This window comes from Shewanella bicestrii (assembly GCF_002216875.1).
In the GTDB taxonomy this organism is placed as follows: Bacteria; Pseudomonadota; Gammaproteobacteria; order Enterobacterales; family Shewanellaceae; genus Shewanella; species Shewanella seohaensis.
In genome coordinates, this window is the sequence record NZ_CP022358.1 from 1,191,499 (window position 1) to 1,211,983 (window position 20,485).

The window sequence follows — 20,485 nt, forward strand, 5'->3', positions numbered from 1 at the left end:
ATGAATAAAACGATTGCCGCCACCGCGATTTTATTGGCTCTTGGCTTAACGGCCTGTAGCGATGCGCCTAAAACCAATGCCGTGCCTAGCTCAAGTACTGCCGAGCAAGCTAAGCATAGCCAATTAACTCAAGCGCAATTGCAGCAGTTTGGGGATACCTTGGGCGTGAGTTATCGCGTGCTCACTAACAGGCCCGACGATAGCTGTGACAAAGCTGCCGCCGAAGGTCGTTGTTTTGTTGCTGAAATCGATTTTGTCCCAGAGGTTGAGCTTAAGAGCCGTGATTGGGCGATTTATTTTAGTCAAATGCGTCCAGTTCAAGCTGTTGAAAGCAAAGAGTTTAGTATTACGCATATCAAGGGCGATCTGTATCGTATCGCGCCCACCGAGGCATTTAGCGGTTTTAGTAAGGGCGAGAAAAAGACCCTAAGGTTCCGCGGTGAATTGTGGCAGCTCTCAGAAACCGATGCCATGCCTAACTATTATCTGGTTTCAGGCGATTTATCGCCAGTGGTGATCGCCAGTACGAAAGTAAAGCAAGATTCTGAAACGGGGATGGAAGTGCGCCCCTATGTTGAGGCCTACACCGATATGGTGAAGCAGTATCGCCGTACCGATGCGGATAAATTAGCGCCAGCGACCGCTTCACAGTTATTTAGTAATAACCAAAATGTTAGTGAAGATGCCAGCTTAGCGGTCAATACCATTATTCCCACGCCGCAAAAAGTCGCTATCCACAGCCAAGATAAAGCCGTGTCACTGACCTCTGGTATTAAACTGGATTTCGGCTCAGTCACTAACGCATCTGCGGCGCAACAACCTTTGGATCCTAAACAGTTAGCGGCGGCACTTTCCCGTTTAGCGCGCTTAGGCGTTAACGAGTCAGAACAAGGTTTAGCGGTAAAGCTGAACTGGCGTCAAGGCGCTGAGGGCAGCTATCTGCTGGATATTAAAGCAGATGCGATTGAGATTGCCGCTGCCGATGCTGCAGGGTTTTCCTATGCGTTATCGTCACTTGCCAGTTTGATTGATGTGCAGGATCTGCGCGTAAATGCCATGACGATTGAGGATAGCCCAAGGTATCCCTTCCGTGGCATGCATATCGACGTGGCCCGTAACTTCCATAGCAAGGCGTTGGTCTTTGACCTGCTGGATCAAATGGCGGCGTACAAGCTCAACAAATTGCATTTACATATGGCAGACGATGAAGGTTGGCGCCTAGAGATCGATGGTCTGCCTGAACTGACCGACATCGGCAGTAAGCGTTGCCATGACCTTGAGGAAAATACCTGTCTGTTACCGCAGCTTGGCAGCGGGCCTTTTGCGGATGTGCCTGTTAACGGTTTCTATAGCAAACAAGACTATATCGATATCGTTAAATATGCCGATGCGCGCCAAATTCAAGTGATCCCTTCGATGGACATGCCAGGCCATAGCCGCGCGGCGATAAAATCGATGGAGGCGCGTTACCGTAAGCTCGTGGCCGAAGGTAAAGCTGAGGAGGCGAAAACCTATCTGTTGTCGGATGCGGCGGACACCACAGTGTATTCTTCGGTGCAGTATTACAACGATAACACCTTGAACGTCTGCATGGAGTCGACCTATCAGTTTGTCGATAAAGTCATTGATGAAATTGCAAAATTACACCAAGCAGCGGGTCAGCCATTAACTCGATACCATATCGGTGCCGACGAAACGGCAGGGGCGTGGAAGCAATCTCCAGCTTGTTTGGACTTTGTGGCCAATAACGATAAAGGTGTGAAATCCATCGACGATTTAGGGGCGTACTTTATCGAGCGCATTTCGAATCAGCTCGCGAGTAAAGGCATAGAAGCGGCGGGTTGGAGCGATGGTATGAGTCATGTTCGCCCAAGTAATATGCCTGCAAAAGTCCAATCCAACATTTGGGATGTGATTGCCTATAAGGGCTACGAGCATGCCAATCAACAAGTCAACAACGGCTGGGATGTGGTGCTCTCAAATCCTGAGGTGCTTTATTTTGATTTCCCCTATGAAGCCGATCCTAAGGAGCATGGCTACTACTGGGCAAGCCGCGCAACCAACGCACACAAAGTGTTTAGCTTTATGCCGGACAACTTAGTGGCAAACGCGGAGCAGTGGACCGACATTCAAAATCTGCCTTTTGAGGCCGACGATAGGGCCAGAACCGATGAGAAGGGCAAACAATCCGGCCCAAGGGAACAAGGTAAAGCCTTTGCCGGATTACAAGGCCAGCTCTGGAGTGAAACCATCCGTAGCGATAACACTGTGGAATATATGATTTTCCCACGTTTACTGATGCTGGCGGAGCGTGCTTGGCATCAAGCCGCGTGGGAAGTGCCATATCAATATCAAGGCGCTTTGTATAATCAAACTACGGGGCATTTCACCGCTGCTATGCGTGAGGCTCAGGCGCAATCTTGGCAGCAAATGGCTAACACCTTAGGACATAAGGAGTTTATCAAACTCGATAAAGCGGGTATCGATTACCGAGTGCCGACTGTCGGCGCCGAGATCCGCGACGGTAAACTGTTTGCCAACGTGGCTTATCCAGGACTTAAGATTGAATGGCGACAAGCAAGTGGGCAATGGCAATCCTATCAAGCTGGGCAGGCGGTAACGGGCCCCGTTGAGATCCGCGCCATCGCGGCCGATGGAAAACGTAAAGGCCGCAGCTTAGTCGTTAATTAATAAAAAGCTATATCTGGCTGTATTTTAAAATAAAAATACAGCCTTTTTCTTTTTAACTTTCAGTCAATTCTTTCGCCTGACATTTGATTAGAAATTGCTTCAAAAAGTAAATGACAACGCTGTCATTTTTGCTGTAACATTGAGTTAACTAAAGTTGAGTGTCGTATTAACGGCATAAGTATAAGCAACGGTAGCGCTGCATTAAGAGATGAAGAGGGGTGTCATGGGGTTAGTCCAGACAAAAGATCAACAACTGTTTATCGGTGTTGATGGGGGCGGCAGTAAGTGCCGAGCCACTATCTATACTGCGGACGGTACCGTTTTAGGGACAGGTGTTGCTGGGCGCGCTAATCCGCTGCATGGTCTTGCACACACATTTGCATCTATTGAAGCATCGACTCGCCAAGCTCTGCTGGATGCGGGCATGAAGGAAACCGATAGCCATTTACTGGTTGCGGGCTTAGGGCTGGCAGGAGTCAATGTGCCGCGCCTGTATCAGGATGTGATCAGCTGGCAGCATCCGTTTGCCGCCATGTATGTCACTACGGATCTTCATACCGCTTGTATCGGTGCACACCGCGGCGCGGATGGTGCGGTGATCATTACGGGTACAGGTTCTTGCGGTTATGCCCATGTAGGTGATGACAGCTTAAGCATTGGCGGACACGGTTTTGCGCTGGGCGATAAGGGCAGCGGTGCTTGGCTTGGCTTAAAAGCCGCCGAGCATGTGTTACTCGCCCTCGATGGCTTTGCCGCGCCGACCGTCTTAACCAAAATGCTGTTAAACCATTTTGGGGTAAGTGATGCCCTAGGCATCGTCGAGCATCTCGCCGGTAAGTCTTCGAGTTGCTATGCCGAATTGGCCAGAAGCGTACTCGATTGCGCAAACGCGGGAGATGAAGTCGCTCGCGGGATTGTGCAGGAAGGCGCCGATTACATCAGTGAAATGGCACGCAAGCTGTTTAGCCTCAATCCAGTGCGATTCTCTATGATCGGTGGTCTTGCCGAACCGCTACAGGCATGGCTTGGCAGCGATGTGGTGGCCAAGATTTCTGAAACCTTAGCGCCGCCAGAATTGGGTGCCATGTACTTCGCTCAGCAGCAATTTAACTCAGTCAACATTAATGAATAAGCCGTTTTAGCGCATCAGTGCTAAAGCAATACCCGTATTGATTTGTAAGGTAAATAACATGACAAACACTATTATGGAGCAAGAAGCTCGCACCGCGCCGCAGAAGATTGCGGGTCAGTTAGCCGCTAACGCCGATTTAATGCAGCAGTTAGGTGAAAAACTGCGTGCTTTCGAGCCCCGTTTTGTGATGATTGTGGGCCGTGGTTCATCGGACCATGCGGGTGTATTTGCTAAATATCTTTTTGAAATCGAAGCGGGTGTACCCACCTTTGCCGCCGCGCCATCAGTGGCCAGCGTTTACGGTAAAACCTTGAAGTTAGAAGGCGGATTAGTGATTGTGATTTCGCAATCTGGCCGCAGCCCTGATATTTTAGCCCAGGCGCGTATGGCAAAAAACGCAGGCGCGTTTTGTGTGGCGTTAGTGAACGATGAAACCGCGCCAATCAAGGATATCGTCGATGTGGTAGTGCCATTACGTGCAGGCGAAGAGAAAGCCGTTGCCGCAACAAAGAGCTACCTTGCAACTCTGTCGGCGATTCTACAATTAGCCGCGGCGTGGACACAGAGCGAATCCCTCGCCGCGGCAGTTAACTCGTTACCTCAAGCACTGCAAACTGCGGTCGATGCTGAGCCACAATTGACTCCAGCATCGGTTGAAAACGTGAAAAACTTAGTCGTGTTAGGCCGTGGTTTAGGTTACGCCGTGTCTAAGGAAATCGCACTTAAGTTAAAAGAAGTGTGTTCTATCCATGCCGAAGCCTTTAGTAGCGCTGAGTTCCTCCATGGTCCTGTGACCTTAGTGGAGAAAAAACTCACGATTGTGGATGTCTGCATTGGCGATGAGTCGTACGCTAGCCATATCGAACAGATTGAAAATGTGAGCCAACGTGGCGCCGATTTAGTGCATTTGAATCAAACGTCGACGGATATTCATCCACGTGTTGCGCCTTTAGCCTTGCTACAACGTTTTTATATCGACGTGGCCGCAGTCGCGATTGCCCGTGGTATTGACCCAGACCAACCCGCAGGGCTGAAAAAAGTCACTCAAACGCTGTAATGAATGGCCGTTGTCGCCGCGTTAATTTGAAAAGAGGTTTGGGATGAAATTCACCTTAATTGCCGAGCAACTGTTTGATGGTGAAGCCTTCCATCGGGATGTGCCAGTCACCATTGAGGATGGGCTGATAGCCAGCTTAGACACCGCATCGGGTGCTAAGGAAATTCGCTACCCAGGCACCCTAGTGCCAGGTTTTATCGATGTGCAAGTTAACGGCGGTGGCGGCGCGTTATTTAATAGCAGCCCAACGGTCGCTTGCATTGAAACCATAGGTAAGGCGCATGCTCGCTTTGGTACCACAGGCTTTTTACCCACGCTTATCACCGATGATGTGCAGGTGATGGCCAAGGCTGCCGATGCGGTTGCCAGTGCGGTCGCGCAAAAGAGTGCAGGCGTATTAGGCGTTCATTTTGAAGGCCCGCATCTTTCGGTACCTAAAAAAGGCGTGCATCCACAAGGTTTTATCCGTGAGATCACTGAGGCTGAACTGGCGATTTTTTGCCGTCAGGATTTAGGTATTCGAGTGGTGACCTTAGCGCCCGAAAATGTCTCGCCTGAGGTGATCCGCCTGTTGGTGGAGTCTGGCGTTAAAGTGTGTTTAGGCCACTCCAATGCGGACTACGATACCGTTGTCGCAGCCTTAGCGGCGGGGGCAACAGGCTTTACTCACCTCTACAATGCTATGTCACCCTTAGGTTCCCGAGAGCCTGGCGTGGTCGGCGCAGCGATAGAGAGCGAAACCGCTTGGTGTGGTTTGATTGTCGATGGCCACCATGTGCACCCCGCTGCAGCAAGGGTCGCCCTGCGCGCTAAACCTCGTGGCAAAGTGATGTTGGTGACCGATGCTATGCCGCCAGTGGGCATGGATGATGAAACCAGTTTTGAACTGTTTGGTACTCAGGTACTGCGTGTCGGCGATAGATTAAATGCAGTGACAGGTGAGCTGGCAGGCTGTGTGTTAGACATGGCGACAGCGGTTGAGAACAGTGTGAAGATGCTCGGTTTATCGCTCGGTGAGGCCTTGCGGATGGCATCTTTGTATCCTGCCGAGTTCCTTGGCATTGCCGAAAACGTTGGTCGGTTAGCGGTAGGGCAGGGTGCCGATTTAGTACTACTGGATAATCAACACAAAGTGCTGGCCAACTATATTGCTGGAAATGCGGTTTATGTTCGCCCTTAGTGCGGGTTGAGTCAGTAAAGCGTTAACCTTGGCCCTTGTCGTATTTTGATGACAGGGGCAAAGTTTTTTTATTGTACAGTCTGCATTTTGCTCAAAAGTTATAAAATAAGTGAAATAACAATAATAAAGGATAATGGTATGAGTACGACTGCGCCGGAATCTGTCACCAATACGGGCGTGAATGCTCAGGAGGCTGTCACGAAAAAGCGTCAGTCAAAACCGCGGTTGATGTCCCTCGATGCCTTGCGCGGCTTCGATATGTTTTGGATTTTAGGTGGCGAAGCACTATTTGGCGCCTTGCTTATCTTGACGGGCTGGGCTGGCTGGCAATGGGGTGATACCCAAATGCACCATAGCGAGTGGAATGGGTTTCGCTTCTATGATTTGATTTTTCCGCTGTTTATTTTCCTCTCTGGTGTTGCCCTTGGATTATCGCCAAAACGCTTAGATAAATTGCCTATGCATGAGCGTATGCCAGTGTATCGCCACGGGATTAAGCGGCTGTTTCTTTTGTTGTTGCTTGGCATTCTTTATAACCATGGTTGGGGGACGGGGGCGCCTGCCGATCCTGAAAAAGTCCGTTATGCCAGCGTATTAGGCCGAATCGCCTTTGCGTGGTTTTTTGCCGCCTTGCTGGTCTGGCATACCTGTTTACGGACCCAAGTGCTGGTGGCCTTGGGCATATTAGTGGCTTATGGCGCGGTGCAACTCTGGTTGCCGTTTCCTGGTGGGCAGGCTGGAGTGTTATCACCCACAGAGTCAATCAATGCTTATGTGGATAGCCTTTTATTGCCAGGTGTGAGTTATCAAGGACGAACGCCCGATCCTGAAGGCGTGTTATCGACACTGCCCGCCGTAGTCAACGCCTTAGCGGGTGTATTTGTCGGTCACTTTATTGTGAAATCCCATCCAAAAGGGGAGTGGGCTAAGGTTGGCCTATTGAGCGTTGCAGGTGGTGTTTGTTTGGCCCTAGGCTGGTTGCTGGATGGGGTTATTCCCGTCAATAAAGAGCTGTGGACAAGCTCATTTGTATTGGTCACTAGCGGTTGGAGCATGCTGCTGTTAGCGCTGTTTTATGCCATAGTGGATGTGCTCAAATGGCAAAAGCTCGCCTTTATTTTTGTGGTGATAGGCACTAACGCCATCATTATTTATCTGGCGTCCAGTCTGGTGGATTGGAAATATATCGCCCAGAGTGTGTTCGGTGGCGTTATCGCGGCATTGCCAGAAAATGCTCAGCCGTTAGCGGCCGTGATTGGTTTGCTCACCGTTCAATGGTTAGTGCTGTATTGGATGTATCGTCGCAATATTTTTGTGCGGATCTAACGCCGATAGCAGATTTTTCTCAAAGCCACAGACTCACCTCTGTGGCTTTTTTATTTCTAGCAAACAAAGGGCGCATGGCATCTTTGGTTGTAAATCAGCGGTTAACTGAGAGTTTAGGGCCCATTCTGGGCAAACAAGGCCATTTTGCGGGCTAAATCGCAAATGACAGCGTTGTCTTTTTGTGTTGTTTGTTTTAACATCACTGAAACAATGGTGCGTTCGGATGATAACATTAGCCATTGCAGATGAGTTGCGATACGGATGTGCGGAATACTCAGCGGTTTTTAGTCCCGCCATCACCTTAAAAAATTAATTACTATAAGAAGCAGGTTTATGGAAATGACACTCGATAAAAGCCAGCAGAAAAGCAGTTTTCTCCCCATGGCGATAGTGGCAGCACTCTTTTTCATCCTCGGATTCGCAACGTGGTTGAATGGATCTTTGATGCCCTATTTAAAACAAATTTTGCAACTCAATCCCTTCCAAGCCTCATTAATCCTGTTCTCTTTCTACATTGCGGTGACTTTTACCGCGCTACCCTCGGCGTGGGTGATCCGTAAAGTGGGTTATAAGAATGGTATGGCACTGGGGATGGGCATCATGATGCTCGCCGGCTTACTGTTTATTCCTGCGGCTAAGACCCAAATATTTGGCCTGTTTTTATGTGCGCAATTAGTGATGGGCACAGGCCAAACCCTGTTACAAACGGCGGTCAATCCCTACGTGGTTCGCCTTGGGCCTGAAGAGTCTGCCGCGGCCCGTGTGAGTGTGATGGGCATTTTGAATAAAGGTGCGGGGGTGATTGCACCCTTAGTTTTCTCTGCATTGATTTTAGATAGCTTTAAAGACCGCATTGGCACTACGTTAACCCAAGTGCAAATTGATGAAATGGCAAACAGCTTGGTTTTCCCTTACCTCGGCATGGCGATTTTTATTGGGGTATTGGCGCTTGCTGTTAAAAAATCTCCACTGCCAGAACTCTCTAATGAAGATGAAGTGGCCGAGCACACAGATAAAGGCCAAATCAAGGCTGCCTTGTCTCATCCTAACCTCGCATTTGGGGTTATCGCGCTATTTGTGTACGTTGCCGTTGAGGTGATTGCTGGCGACACTATCGGTACCTTTGCCTTATCGCTCGGGGTTGAGCATTATGGGGTGATGACCTCATACACTATGGTGTGTATGGTTTTGGGTTATACCTTAGGGATTATCCTTATTCCTCGCTTCATCTCTCAGCCAACGGCATTGATGATTTCGGCGATTCTTGGCCTATTACTGACCCTAGCCATACTGTTTGGGGATAACCATTCCTACGCGATTGCCAATGCTCTGTTAGTGCCTTTTGGCGGTGTGGCCTTGCCTGATACCTTACTCTTCATTGCCTTCTTAGGATTAGCCAATGCGATTGTTTGGCCTGCGGTGTGGCCTCTGGCACTGTCGGGGTTAGGTAAGCTCACCAGCACAGGTTCGGCATTACTCATCATGGGGATTGCGGGTGGTGCTTTCGGTCCACTATTTTGGGGACTCATGAGTTCGGCCACCGATATGGGGCAGCAGGGCGGTTATATGGTGATGTTACCTTGCTACCTGTTTATTCTCTTCTATGCCGTGAAAGGTCATAAGATGCGTCACTGGTAATCGGTTATCAGGCGATGTAAAAAAGCCCTCAACAGAGGGCTTTTTAGTATTTGCACGTCGTGAATTAGAAGGCGTAACTGACGCTTGCTAATACGGTATCGTCGTTTTTCCACACACCGTCGGAGACTTTCTGATCGCCGCTCAAGTCGGTGCCAAGCCAAGCGAGTGACAGGCCAAATCCCATAAATTCGGTGGATACGCCAACGGAATAATCCGAGTAGCTATCAAAGCCTTCACCATCGTCTAAGGCATCGCCTACGTTGTAGCCGTAATGCAGATCGAGGCTCCAGTTTTCAACAAACTCATAGGAGTAATTGATTTCGCCGTAGTGATAATCTAAATCGCTGCCACCGTAATCATTGGTGTACCAATAGGCCACGCGAAAGCCGCTAAACTCGACGCCAGCCGTTACTTCGAAATAGCCGAGATCACTCTCGCCCGAATAGTTATAGCGGTTGAGGGTCACGTCGTAGCTGACGTTATCATTGATGTCACCGCCGTAGGCAACATAGAAGTCATACTCGATATCTGGACCGTTGTAACCTGGCTCGTCAAAGTCGACATTACTGGCCCAAGCGCCGACCGAAAATCCTGACTCAAAACTCCAATCGACACCGCCTTGAACCGCAGGATCGCCCGCAGTTTGCGAGATGCCACGGAAGCGATAATCGTTGGTTACGCCAATTTCCCCCGACACTTCTGCGGCGGCAATGCCGGAGAATAAACTGGTCGTTAGCGCGAGCCCAACAACTTGTGCCAGCCGCTTTTTATTTAGGTTGTTATTCACGGTATTTCTCCCATTTTCTTGGTTGACACGGATGTACTAAGTTCTTTTAGCTTTTAAAACAGGCTAGTACATTCGTTGCTTTGCCAAACAACAACTCAGGAAACCCCGTAGCTGTGACCTCATGGCGAGTTAAGCTAAATCGCTTTAGCTTGGTTAAACGAGGTAAAAAGCACCCCTATGAAACTCACTTTTGTTCGAAGATGACATAAACCTTGCGGCATGGCTCAACGACTTGCCACACCCCTTGAAACCCTGCAGGAATAATAAATCGGTCGCCGACACTGAAGGTTTGTGACTGTCCCTCAAGATCAGTGATGACGCTGGTCCCTTCGAGGATCTCGCAATACTCGTATTCAGTGTAGTTGATTTTCCAAGCGCCTGATTCGCTTTGCCAAATTCCACTATGGAATTGATTACAGGGGCTAGAGTAATGATTCTGTAATTGCTGGGTGGGGTTACCAGAGATGCGCTTTTCTGGGGCGACTTGATAACTTTCCACCGGCGACTGTGCGCTGGCAAAGCGAATGATCGAGGTTACGCTCATGGTCATATAGGCTCCACTGAGGTTATTTCATGGTGGGCATAACAAACTCGGCCTGAGTCTGTTTGCCTACGGGCCAGCGTGCCGTGATGGCTTTACGTTTGGTATAAAAACGTACTCCATCAGGACCATGCATATGCAGGGGACCAAAGAGTGAACGTTTCCAGCCACCGAAGGAGTGGAAGGCCATAGGCACTGGAATGGGCACGTTAACCCCTACCATACCGACTTGCACATGGTGGCAAAAATGTCTGGCAGCTTCACCGCTTTGGGTAAAGATGGCGGTGCCATTGCCAAATTCATGTTGGTTGATAAGCGCCAGTGCGCTGGCATAGTCTTTAACTCGCACAATCGACAGCACTGGGCCGAAGATTTCTTCGCGGTAAATACGCATCTCAGGGGTGACGTTATCGAATAAACAGGCACCTAAGAAGTAACCCTGCTGATGATCGGCCACGGTTAACTGACGACCATCCACCACTAAGGTCGCGCCTTCTTGGATGCCAGCATCGACAAATTCCGTGACTTTGGCGAGGTGTTGGCGGGAGATCAACGGCCCCATTTCCATTTCAGGGGTGAGGCCATTGCCCACTTTTAACTGTTGAATTTGCGGTAATAATTTATCGACTAGCTTGTCGCCCACATCCCCCACGGCCAATACCACCGAAATAGCCATGCAACGCTCGCCAGCGCTGCCATAGGCGGCGCCCATGAGGGCACTCACCGCTTGATCTAAATCCGCATCCGGCATCAGTAGCATATGGTTTTTCGCGCCGCCGAGGGCCTGAACCCGTTTACCGTGTTTAGATGCGGTGCTGTAAATGTATTCGGCAATCGGGGTGGAGCCTACAAAGCTGACGGCTTGAATATCTTCATGGCTGAGCAGAGTATCGACGGCCTCTTTATCACCGTTGACCACGTTAAATACCCCTGCAGGGAGACCAGCTTCGGTGAGTAATTCCGCAATACGCATTACCGCGCTTGGGTCTTTCTCCGAAGGTTTCATAATAAAGGTGTTACCGCAGGCAATCGCGATTGGGAACATCCACATGGGAACCATCACGGGGAAGTTAAAGGGCGCTATGCCTGCGACAACACCTAAAGCTTGATTGACTGACCAAGCGTCGACACCACCGCCGACCTGCTCAGTATGCTCCCCTTTGAGCAAGTGTGGGATACCACAGGCAAATTCGACGACTTCGAGGCCGCGGATGAGTTCTCCCCGCGCATCATCGAGCACTTTGCCGTGCTCTAAGGTAATCAGCCGCGCCAGCTCATCCATATGTTGCTCGACCAGCGCTTTAAACTTAAATAACACACGAGCACGATTGAGGGGCGTTACCTGTGACCAAGTGTCGAAGGCCGATTTGGCGATAGCAATGGCGGCGGAGACTTCGTCGCGACTCGCGAGGGAGACCTGACCTCGGCATTCTCCCGTAGCGGGTTCGAAAATCTCTTGGCTTCTTGTACTGGCGGCGGTGTGCTCGCCATTCACATAATGAGTCATTGTCAGCATAGGTAACCTTTCAATTGCCCCCAATTTGGGCGTTAGATAAAAAATTGTGCATCATCCTACGGCGCGAATTGCATCGCTTAGGCTGTTAACTATTTGGTCTATTTGGTGTTTCTCTACGATTAACGGTGGGGATATGGCGATAATATCGCCCGTCGCCCGCACGAGCGTGCCTTGATGGAAACAATGCTCGAACACGCTGTAACCGCGTTTACCGACGCCTTGACTATTCGGCGCGAGTTGGAAGCCTGCTACCAATCCGGTGTTGCGAATATCAATCACATTCGGCAAACCTTTGAGACTGTGAACGGCATCCTCAAAATAACGCTCAAGTTCGAAGCTGCGTTCAAATAGCTGTTCGTTTTCATAGATGGACAGCGTGGCGAGCGCCGCGGCCGCCGCTACTGGATGGCCTGAATAGGTGTAACCGTGGAAAAACTCGATGAGTTCGGTGGGGCCTTGCATACAGGTATCGTGAATAAAATCCTGCACAAACACGGCGCCCATTGGGATCGCACCATTATTGATGGCCTTGGCCGTAGTGATTATGTCGGGGATAACGCCCCAGCGCTGGCTGGCAAAGGCGGCGCCGACGCGACCAAAGGCGGTAATCACTTCATCAAAAATCAACAGGATGCCGTATTTTTGGGTGATTTCCCGTAGGCGTTTTAAGTAACCCTGTGGCGGTAAAATCACCCCGGCCGAACCCGACATAGGTTCAACGATAACGGCGGCAATATTCTCAGCGCCGTGAAGTGTGACGAGTTGTTCTAATACTTCGGCTTTTTCGGCACCAAGGCTAGGTAAGCCACGGCTAAAGGCTGAATTTTGAATATCTAAGGTGTGCGGTAGGTGATCCACACCTTGCAGCAGTTGGCCACTAAAGGCTTTACGGTTATTGCTCAAGCCCCCCACTGAAATGCCACCAAATCCTACGCCATGGTAGCCCAGCTCACGGCCAATAAAGCGGGTGCGTGACGCTTGGCCATTGGCTCTGTGGTAACAGAGTGCCATTTTAAGCGCGGTATCGACGGACTCTGAGCCCGAGTTGGTAAAGAAGACCTTATTGAGCCCTTCAGGGCTGAGTTCAGTTAACCGCTCGGCGAGTTCGAAGGCGAGGGGATGACCCATTTGGAAGGACGGTGCGTAATCCATCTCGCGAATTTGCTTGCTAACGGCTTCGCTGATCTCACGGCGGCCATGGCCGGCGTTACAACACCACAAGCCAGCCGTTGAGTCTAATACCTTATTGCCATTGATATCCGTGTAGTACATGCCTTCTGCTTGGGCGAGCAGGCGAGGGCTGGCTTTAAACTGGCGGTTGGCGGTAAAGGGCATCCAATAATGTTCGAGAGAAGGATGCTCATGCGTTGTGTTGTAGGGTGAATCGGCCATAGTGTTTACCTTGTCCTTTTCCTTGTTAAATGAGGTCAGGTCTTCGTTAAGGGTGGCTAATATTTGCTATGCTATGTTAGAAATAATGAACATGGAAGAGGTGTGTGCAGTTATTTGTGGCAAAAATGCTATTTTTGTAAAAAATATTGAATATTAATGATTGAACAGCGTAATCTAAGCAGCAGTTAACGACTTAGGTCATCTTTGGCATTTGGCCGTCGAGATAGCCCTCATCCCAATAAAGCTAAAATAAACAAATATAAACGATTAAGAGGTCATCATGAGTACACCTAAAAAACGGAGTGATTGGGAAAGCCTCGCTGCTAGCCTAGCAATCAATGGCAAGGCTTATATCAATGGCGAATACCGCGATGCGGTAGCGGGCAGCACCTTTGATTGTGTCAGCCCAATCGACGGACGCGTATTAGCCAAGGTCGCCAGTTGCGATCTGATGGACGCCAATATTGCCGTCGCTAATGCCCGTGAGGTGTTTGAATCTGGCGTATGGTCAAAGACAGCTCCCGTTAAACGTAAGCAAGTGATGATCCGTTTTGCCGAGTTATTGGAAGAAAATGCCAATGAACTCGCCCTGTTAGAAACCTTGGACATGGGTAAGCCAATCCGTTTTTCAAAGGCGGTAGATATTGCCGGCGCTGCCCGTGCTATCCGTTGGTCGGGTGAGGCCGTTGATAAACTCTACGATGAGCTGGCGCCTACGGCACATAATGAAATTGGCATGATCACCCGCGAACCAGTTGGCGTGGTGGCGGCGATTGTGCCTTGGAACTTCCCGTTATTGATGGCCTGTTGGAAGCTGGGACCAGCACTGGCGACGGGCAACAGCGTTATTCTTAAACCCTCTGAGAAATCCCCCTTAACGGCCATTCGTATCGCCGAGCTTGCGGTACAGGCTGGGATCCCTAAGGGCGTGCTAAACGTACTGCCGGGTTATGGGCATACGGTCGGTAAGGCACTGGCGCTGCATATGGATGTGGATACCTTAGTCTTTACTGGCTCAACAAAAATCGCTAAGCAATTAATGATTTATGCGGGCGAATCGAATATGAAGCGGGTGTGGCTCGAGGCGGGCGGTAAGAGCCCGAACATTGTATTTAACGATGCGCCCGATCTTAAAGCGGCGGCGGTGGCGGCGGCCGAAGCCATTGCCTTTAACCAAGGTGAAGTCTGTACCGCAGGCTCGCGTTTGCTGGTGGAGTCTGGGGTTAAAGATCAACTGATCGCGCTTATCGCCGAAGAACTCGCCTCATGGCAGCCTGGGCATCCGCTGGATCCCGCTACCGTCAGCGGCGCTGTGGTCGATAAGCAACAACTCGATACCATCTTAAGCTATATCAAGGCGGGTAAAGATGAAGGCGCGAGTTTAGTCCATGGTGGACAGCAAGTGCTGGCCGAAACGGGCGGCGTGTATGTGCAACCCACTATCTTTAGCCAAGTGCACAACAAGATGAAAATCGCCAGCGAGGAAATCTTTGGCCCTGTGTTATCTGTCATTGAATTCAATGGCATGGAAGAGGCGATTGCGATAGCCAATGACACCATTTACGGCTTAGCGGCTGGCGTTTGGACGGCGGATATCAGCAAGGCGCACAAAACCGCCAAGGCACTGCGCTCGGGAATGGTGTGGATTAACCATTATGATGGTGGCGATATGACGGCGCCTTTCGGTGGTTATAAACAGTCGGGCAATGGCCGCGATAAATCCATGCACTCCTTCGACAAATACACCGAAATCAAGGCGACTTGGATAGTCCTCTAAGTCGTTTTTACTCCCTCTCAAGCCTCTTTACGCCGATGCGAAAGGGGCTTTATTTTTTCTGGTTAACCCTCTAATTAAATGGATAAAGTGGCGCAAGGGTGCCTCTTAGGGATTTTTGCTGTACATTGCTCGGATGATGAACTCATTTGCTAAGGGATGTTCTGTGAGTCTCAAATACGTATCTTTGACCTTAATGCTGCTAGTCACCTTGGCCTTGTCAGGGTGTTCTTCTACCCATTCGGGAAACTGGCAGGGGTTTACTGAGTCTGGCCAAGCCTCTTTCTACGGCGATAAACATCAAAATAAGAAAACCGCCAGCGGTGAGCGTTATAACCATAAATTAAAAACGGCCGCACATAAGGAAATTCCTTTTGGCTCAGTGGTTAAAGTGACAAATCTTAAGAATGGTAAAACGGTTGTGGTTAAGGTCAACGACAGAGGGCCTTTCGTGCGGGGCCGAATTATAGATTTGTCCAAATCCGCATTTAGCAGCATAGGCAATACTTCGGCAGGTTTACTGGATGTCAAAATTGAAGTGATTCAAGCGGCGAGTCAGTAATCGACTCTCAATGAGCTTGTCATGTGTGCTTTACCAAAACAGTATCGGTTCGAATGGTTTGAATAGCGCTTGGGTTTTGCATGTGCAGCAAAACGCAGGCTGATAAGTCATTATCCCAGTTGGAAATCAGAATAAGGACAGCCAATGGAATATCCTCTCGTGAGCACTCAATGGCTCGAAGAGCACCTCACCTCGCCAGATCTCGTGTTACTCGATGCCAGCATGGCCGTGGTGTTGGGCAAAGAGCCTATCCTCTATTCCGAACCTGTGTGTATTCCGCGCTCGAGGCGCTTTGATGTCGAAACGGATTTTTGCGATAAAACGTCCACTCAAATCCATGCCTTACCAAGGTTCGAACAGTTTGTCGAAGGCATTGCCAAGTTAGGAATAGACCCGCAAAGCGTGGTGGTTATCTATGATAATCAAGGGATTTATTCATCTCCACGCGCTTGGTGGATATTCAAGGTGATGGGATTTCACCGTGTCTATGTGCTCGACGGTGGTTTACCCCAATGGATGGCTGAAGACAGAGTCACCTCATCCCGCTATCAGGAAGAAGGGATAGATTATGGTGCAAGCGATAGTGAGGAACTCACTGCCGTTTTGGAATATCAGCCTGCCAAGGTGATGGATGCCGAGGCCGTGTTTGTCAAGCTTGATGATAGCGGCAGCGCGATTATCGATGCCCGCGGCGCCGCGCGCTTTTTAGGCCAAGTGAGTGAGCCACGCCCAGGTGTGCGTAGTGGGCATATTCCCCATTCGGTTAATTTACCTTTTGCAGAGGTGCTCGATGGCTTCAAAATCAAAAGATCGGCCGAATTACAAACCCTGTTTCAAGGGCTTATTGGCGATAAACCCTTAAGGATTTTCAGCTGTGGTTCGGGCATTACCGCCTGTATCTTAATCCTAGCGTCACTCGCATCTGGCCATGCCGATGCAGTGCTCTACGATGGCTCGTGGGCGGACTGGGGCAGTCGCAGCGATTTACCCATAGCGCAATAAGCGTTGATGCAGGAGTGTTGTGCAGGACACCCTGCAGTACTCCATTGTCAGTGATATATCCTTTGACTTATCAAGGAGTTTGCCATGATAACTCGATTGTTCGATAAGCTGATTTTCGGCTTTATCTTAGTGATGGCGCTGCAACTTCCACAATTAGCCGATCATTATCAGCAATTTTTGGCGGGGCTCTATACCTCGACTCAATGGCAAGTTGAGGGCTATGAGGCCACGGCGAAAGAATATCACTACGGCGATGTCGAAACCATGATTGCCCGCCATTTGCAAAATGAGGAGCCTAGCGTCAGGGCGGATGCCGAGCAAAAACGCCAGACGCTAGCCTTGTATCAAGCGCTGCAGCAGGGAATGCAGACCTTTGCGCAGGGGAATCTCTTCGAGAAAACCGCCTATATGTTTAATCCAGCTCGTTTTGAATATTTACAGCAAACCATAGTTAACTTTAAGCCGGGCATCCCGTTAACCACCAGTGGGATAGGCTTTGGCGTGCTGGTGGCGCTAATAGTCCATTATCTTGGCTCGGTGCCTTTTATTCTGTGGTCAAGGCGCCGCAAACGCCTTAACTCTGTCCGCGCCATTTAGTGTCGTTGGATAGCTTGCTCGCATATCCAACGACAGGGCAAACCTTAGAATAAGTCTTTAAACCTGTGGTACAGCATACCCGCAGCCAGCATGGGCGAGCGGAATGTGGGGCCGCCGGGGAAGGTCATATGTTTGATTTTGGCAAACACATCAAAATATCCCGCCTGCTGACATATGGCTTCGGCGAGCAGTTTGGCAGCCATATGGGTGGCATTGACGCCGTGGCCTGCGTAGGCTTGGGCGTAAAAAATATTACTCGCATCGGGGAGACGACCGATTTGGGGCATACGGTTGGCGCCAATGCCTATCATGCCGCCCCATTCGTAATCGATGCGTACACCTTTTAACTGTGGGAATACCTTCTCAAGGTTCGGCCTGAGCGCTGCTTCAATATCTTTGGGATCTTTGCCTGAGTAAGTACAAAGTCCGCCGAAGAGTAAGCGTCTATCCGCCGATAAGTGGAAGTAATCTAAGGCGATTCGCATGTCTGCAAAGGCCATATTTTGCGGGATAATGCTTTGGCATTGTGCTTCTGTCAGCGGCTCGGTTGCAAGCAAGTAACTCCCCGCGGGCAGTACTTTACCGCCGATGTAGCTATTCAGTTTATGGCCAATATAAGCGTTTCCCGCGAGCACCACATATTGGCAAGTCACTTCGCCTTTTGCCGTTAATACTCGCGGTTTATCCCCTGGAATAATCTTTTCTGCGGCGCTGTATTCAAATAATTGAGCGCCCAATTCTCGGGCAACACGAGCCTCGCCCAAGGCCAAATTCAGCGGATGTAAATGACCGCTGCCCATGTCGACTAGGGCGCCTTGGTAAAACTTAGAGCCGATAACTTCTCCGAGCTGAGACTGAGTTAATAGTTTGATTTCATGCTGATATCCAAGGTGTTTAAGATGGTCGAACTCTTGTTCTAGTTCGAGCATATGCCGAGGTTTAACTGCAAGATCGCAATAGCCCATTTGTAAATCGCAATCGATGTGATGGGTCTGGATCCGATTTCGCACGATCTCTACCGCTTCAAACCCCATTTGCTCAATGGCGCTCACGCCTTCCTGGCCTATCTCATTGATAAATTGCGCAGGATCATGGCCAATCCCGCGGATCAGCTCGCCACCATTACGCCCTGAGGCGCCCCAGCCTATGCGCTTGGCCTCGAGTAGCACCACGTTTAGGCCCTTTTGCCGCAGTTCGATAGCTGTGTTAATACCACTGAAACCACCGCCGATAATGCAAACGTCGGTGCTTACCTTGCCCTCAAGTTGGGGATGAGCGTAAATTTCTTTTGCAGTATCAACATAATAAGACTGGGGATATTGTTCACTATGAACGGGAGGTTTGGTGGTCATTTGAGCTCCAAAAAATTGTTTTTATTGTAAATTGGGCTTGTCCCAGTATACTCATCACACTTTTGTGATACTGCTAAAAAGTGTGCATTTTATTTAACACACTTTTTAGATAGAATACAACGGAAGCGATTAAACTCACGCTTTTAGGGCTAAAATGTGTTTGGGATGATGTTTATCCTGAACAACCTGTTCTTCATCTATCGGGGCAACCGATCCTTTGGGGAGATGCGAAATTTGGATATTGGAGCCAGTCTCAGAACTGTTCGAAAAATGAAAGGCTTATCCCAGCGTGAGCTGGCTAAGCGTGCTGGTGTGACTAACAGTACAATTTCAATGATCGAAAAAAACAGTGTTAGCCCGTCCGTCAGTTCTTTGAAAAAGGTATTGTCGGGTATCCCTATGTCTTTAGTGGATTTTTTCTCGATTGAAGCCTCGATTGAGAGTGAGCAAAAAGTGGTTTATCGCTCCGATGAACTCCTCGATATAGGTACAGGGCCGTTAGAATTTAAGTTGATTGGCCGCGACTTTCCCAATCGTGCCATGTCGGTGATGAGTGAAACCTACCCACCGGGTTCGGATACGGGCGAGGAAATGCTGAAACACGAAGGTGAAGAGGCGGCCATGGTGATCGAAGGCAAATTCGAACTGACCGTTGGCGATGAGGTATATATCTTAGAAGCGGGTGATAGTTACTATTTTAACAGTGAGTTACCCCATAGATTTCGTAACCCTTTCGATGAACCTTGTCGACTGGTCAGTGCAACAACGCCAGCGAATTTCTAATCGTATAGCTAGTCGCAGAGCGCTGTCCTAGATTGTCTAGGATGGCGCTATCTTGAGATTTCCCCCTTATCTACCTCGCATCAAACTGGCTTTGGATTACAAAATATTTTTCAAAGTGTAAATAATATTTTTCAAATGACTCTAAATCAGCTCTAATTATCTTTGCCTAATTTTCATCATAAACAACCGCTATAAGCCGATTCTGTTACCCTCTGACAACACAACACCCCCTAATTTCCTGTATTACATCCCAAAATGCTGTCTTGCAACTAAACGATCATTAACAAGTGTTTAACCTCTTGCCTGAGGTTAAAATTCGGTGTACTGTGTGAAAAAATGAACATCAAAACTTAACATGTTCATTATGCAGTCATTCAAGGTGAAGGTGAGTTATGTCTGTCGAGTTGCCCCTTATTGGTGTTATTGCGTGTAATCAACAATTGGGATCACATCCCTTTAATATTGTTGGTGAAAAATACCTCTTAGGTGTAGTGAATGGTGCTAAGGGCTGGCCCTTAGTGATCCCCTCATTAGGTGCTGAACAACCTATAGAGGCGATTCTGGCAAGTCTCGATGGCATTCTCTTTACTGGTTCGCCTTCGAACGTTGAACCCCATCTCTATGCGGGTGAACCGAGTGAAGTCGGTACTCACCACGATCCCAAACGCGATGCCACCACCTTACCGCTTATCCGTGCGGCCATTGCGGCGGGTGTGCCTGTGCTTGGGATTTGTCGTGGCTTTCAAGAGATGAACGTAGCTTTTGGTGGCAGTCTGCATCAGAAGTTGCACGAAGTGGGCGGTTTTATTGAACACAGAGAAGATAAAGAGGCCTCGTTAGAGGTGCAATATGGGCCATCCCACAGTATCACTGTGGAGCCTGGGGGGGTCATTTACGAGGTCTGGGGCCGTAACTCGGCAGAGGTAAACTCTGTACATACTCAGGGCGTGGAGCGTCTTGGGATTGGGTTGCGGCCAGAAGCTTATGCTCCAGATGGTCTAGTGGAGGCCTTCTCCGTTATAGACGCAAATGAATTTGCCCTCGGTGTGCAATGGCATCCTGAATGGAAGGTGAGTGAAAACCCATTTTTCCTCTCTATATTCAATGCCTTTGGTGATGCATGCCGTCGTAGGGCTACAACTCGAGTGAAATAAA

General features: G+C 49.4%; 17 protein-coding genes. 12 read left to right on the plus strand and 5 right to left on the minus strand.

Annotation, left to right across the window (positions count from 1 at the left end; all coding sequences use genetic code 11):
• The 6 genes from CF168_RS05270 (at position 1) to nagP (ending at position 9,024) form a co-directional block, all read left to right on the plus strand.
• A complete protein-coding gene (locus tag CF168_RS05270) occupies positions 1 to 2,691 on the plus strand; it encodes a family 20 glycosylhydrolase (RefSeq protein WP_089067220.1) in 2,691 nt (896 codons plus the stop codon).
• A 223-nt stretch (positions 2,692 to 2,914) separates the two neighbouring features.
• Complete coding sequence (gene nagK, locus CF168_RS05275; protein WP_089067221.1) at positions 2,915 to 3,823, plus strand: N-acetylglucosamine kinase; 909 nt, start codon at positions 2,915 to 2,917, stop codon at positions 3,821 to 3,823.
• A gap of 58 nt (positions 3,824 to 3,881) precedes the next feature.
• Positions 3,882 to 4,880, plus strand: coding sequence for a glucosamine-6-phosphate deaminase NagB-II (gene nagB-II, locus CF168_RS05280; protein ID WP_089067222.1), 999 nt, complete (start codon positions 3,882 to 3,884; stop codon positions 4,878 to 4,880).
• A gap of 43 nt (positions 4,881 to 4,923) precedes the next feature.
• A complete protein-coding gene (gene nagA / locus CF168_RS05285) occupies positions 4,924 to 6,060 on the plus strand; it encodes an N-acetylglucosamine-6-phosphate deacetylase (RefSeq protein ID WP_089067223.1) in 1,137 nt (378 codons plus the stop codon).
• Positions 6,061 to 6,198: 138 nt separating this feature from the next.
• Positions 6,199 to 7,386, plus strand: a complete 1,188-nt coding sequence (nagX, locus tag CF168_RS05290; protein ID WP_089067224.1) for a transmembrane glucosamine N-acetyltransferase NagX — start codon at positions 6,199 to 6,201, stop codon at positions 7,384 to 7,386.
• A gap of 339 nt (positions 7,387 to 7,725) precedes the next feature.
• Positions 7,726 to 9,024 carry an N-acetylglucosamine MFS transporter NagP gene (gene nagP, locus CF168_RS05295; protein WP_089068903.1) on the plus strand — a complete coding sequence of 433 codons (1,299 nt, stop codon included), beginning with the start codon at positions 7,726 to 7,728 and terminating at the stop codon, positions 9,022 to 9,024.
• A gap of 64 nt (positions 9,025 to 9,088) precedes the next feature.
• On the opposite strand, the gene CF168_RS05300 is transcribed toward nagP, so the two are convergent.
• From CF168_RS05300 to CF168_RS05315, 4 genes are all read right to left on the minus strand, one after another.
• Positions 9,089 to 9,811: a TorF family putative porin gene (locus tag CF168_RS05300; RefSeq protein WP_089067225.1), complete on the minus strand. Its 723-nt coding sequence runs from the start codon at positions 9,809 to 9,811 to the stop codon at positions 9,089 to 9,091.
• A gap of 184 nt (positions 9,812 to 9,995) precedes the next feature.
• Entirely contained in the window at positions 9,996 to 10,361 is a 366-nt protein-coding gene (locus CF168_RS05305; protein WP_011623678.1) for a cupin domain-containing protein, read from the minus strand.
• Positions 10,362 to 10,377: 16 nt separating this feature from the next.
• On the minus strand, positions 10,378 to 11,868 hold the full coding sequence (locus tag CF168_RS05310) for a CoA-acylating methylmalonate-semialdehyde dehydrogenase (protein ID WP_089067226.1): 1,491 nt from the start codon (positions 11,866 to 11,868) through the stop codon (positions 10,378 to 10,380).
• A gap of 51 nt (positions 11,869 to 11,919) precedes the next feature.
• Entirely contained in the window at positions 11,920 to 13,260 is a 1,341-nt protein-coding gene (locus CF168_RS05315; RefSeq protein ID WP_089067227.1) for an aspartate aminotransferase family protein, read from the minus strand.
• Positions 13,261 to 13,540: 280 nt separating this feature from the next.
• Here CF168_RS05315 and CF168_RS05320 point away from each other — a divergent pair, with 280 nt between their 5' ends.
• The 4 genes from CF168_RS05320 (at position 13,541) to CF168_RS05335 (ending at position 17,195) form a co-directional block, all read left to right on the plus strand.
• Positions 13,541 to 15,037, plus strand: coding sequence for an aldehyde dehydrogenase (locus CF168_RS05320; protein ID WP_089067228.1), 1,497 nt, complete (start codon positions 13,541 to 13,543; stop codon positions 15,035 to 15,037).
• 193 nt (positions 15,038 to 15,230) lie between these two features.
• On the plus strand, positions 15,231 to 15,596 hold the full coding sequence (locus CF168_RS05325) for a septal ring lytic transglycosylase RlpA family protein (protein ID WP_374916760.1): 366 nt from the start codon (positions 15,231 to 15,233) through the stop codon (positions 15,594 to 15,596).
• A 144-nt stretch (positions 15,597 to 15,740) separates the two neighbouring features.
• Positions 15,741 to 16,598, plus strand: a complete 858-nt coding sequence (locus tag CF168_RS05330; RefSeq protein ID WP_089067229.1) for a sulfurtransferase — start codon at positions 15,741 to 15,743, stop codon at positions 16,596 to 16,598.
• An 84-nt stretch (positions 16,599 to 16,682) separates the two neighbouring features.
• Positions 16,683 to 17,195: a DUF2937 family protein gene (locus CF168_RS05335; RefSeq protein ID WP_089067230.1), complete on the plus strand. Its 513-nt coding sequence runs from the start codon at positions 16,683 to 16,685 to the stop codon at positions 17,193 to 17,195.
• A 44-nt stretch (positions 17,196 to 17,239) separates the two neighbouring features.
• Here CF168_RS05335 and CF168_RS05340 read toward each other — a convergent pair whose 3' ends face one another.
• Positions 17,240 to 18,547: an NAD(P)/FAD-dependent oxidoreductase gene (locus tag CF168_RS05340; protein ID WP_089067231.1), complete on the minus strand. Its 1,308-nt coding sequence runs from the start codon at positions 18,545 to 18,547 to the stop codon at positions 17,240 to 17,242.
• A gap of 234 nt (positions 18,548 to 18,781) precedes the next feature.
• On the opposite strand from CF168_RS05340, the gene CF168_RS05345 reads away from it, so the two are divergent.
• Both CF168_RS05345 and CF168_RS05350 read left to right on the plus strand, forming a co-directional pair.
• The gene (locus CF168_RS05345) at positions 18,782 to 19,330 is read left to right on the plus strand and encodes a cupin domain-containing protein (protein WP_039977919.1); all 549 of its coding nucleotides are present in this window, start codon (positions 18,782 to 18,784) and stop codon (positions 19,328 to 19,330) included.
• 392 nt (positions 19,331 to 19,722) lie between these two features.
• Positions 19,723 to 20,484, plus strand: a complete 762-nt coding sequence (locus CF168_RS05350) for a gamma-glutamyl-gamma-aminobutyrate hydrolase family protein (RefSeq protein WP_089067232.1) — start codon at positions 19,723 to 19,725, stop codon at positions 20,482 to 20,484.
• Position 20,485 lies beyond the last annotated feature (1 nt).

What these genes read in the sequence shown, in the direction of transcription:
- CF168_RS05320 (WP_089067228.1), top strand. Translation starts at nt 13,541, where the DNA reads ATGAGTACACCTAAAAAACGGAGTGATTGGGAAAGCCTCGCTGCTAGC.
- CF168_RS05330 (WP_089067229.1), top strand. Translation starts at nt 15,741, where the DNA reads ATGGAATATCCTCTCGTGAGCACTCAATGGCTCGAAGAGCACCTCACC.
- CF168_RS05340 (WP_089067231.1), bottom strand. Translation starts at nt 18,547, where the DNA reads ATGACCACCAAACCTCCCGTTCATAGTGAACAATATCCCCAGTCTTAT.
- nagB-II (WP_089067222.1), top strand. Translation starts at nt 3,882, where the DNA reads ATGACAAACACTATTATGGAGCAAGAAGCTCGCACCGCGCCGCAGAAG.
- CF168_RS05270 (WP_089067220.1), top strand. Translation starts at nt 1, where the DNA reads ATGAATAAAACGATTGCCGCCACCGCGATTTTATTGGCTCTTGGCTTA.
- CF168_RS05305 (WP_011623678.1), bottom strand. Translation starts at nt 10,361, where the DNA reads ATGACCATGAGCGTAACCTCGATCATTCGCTTTGCCAGCGCACAGTCG.
- nagP (WP_089068903.1), top strand. Translation starts at nt 7,726, where the DNA reads ATGACACTCGATAAAAGCCAGCAGAAAAGCAGTTTTCTCCCCATGGCG.
- CF168_RS05315 (WP_089067227.1), bottom strand. Translation starts at nt 13,260, where the DNA reads ATGGCCGATTCACCCTACAACACAACGCATGAGCATCCTTCTCTCGAA.
- CF168_RS05310 (WP_089067226.1), bottom strand. Translation starts at nt 11,868, where the DNA reads ATGCTGACAATGACTCATTATGTGAATGGCGAGCACACCGCCGCCAGT.
- nagX (WP_089067224.1), top strand. Translation starts at nt 6,199, where the DNA reads ATGAGTACGACTGCGCCGGAATCTGTCACCAATACGGGCGTGAATGCT.
- CF168_RS05350 (WP_089067232.1), top strand. Translation starts at nt 19,723, where the DNA reads ATGTCTGTCGAGTTGCCCCTTATTGGTGTTATTGCGTGTAATCAACAA.
- CF168_RS05335 (WP_089067230.1), top strand. Translation starts at nt 16,683, where the DNA reads ATGATAACTCGATTGTTCGATAAGCTGATTTTCGGCTTTATCTTAGTG.
- CF168_RS05325 (WP_374916760.1), top strand. Translation starts at nt 15,231, where the DNA reads ATGCTGCTAGTCACCTTGGCCTTGTCAGGGTGTTCTTCTACCCATTCG.
- nagA (WP_089067223.1), top strand. Translation starts at nt 4,924, where the DNA reads ATGAAATTCACCTTAATTGCCGAGCAACTGTTTGATGGTGAAGCCTTC.
- nagK (WP_089067221.1), top strand. Translation starts at nt 2,915, where the DNA reads ATGGGGTTAGTCCAGACAAAAGATCAACAACTGTTTATCGGTGTTGAT.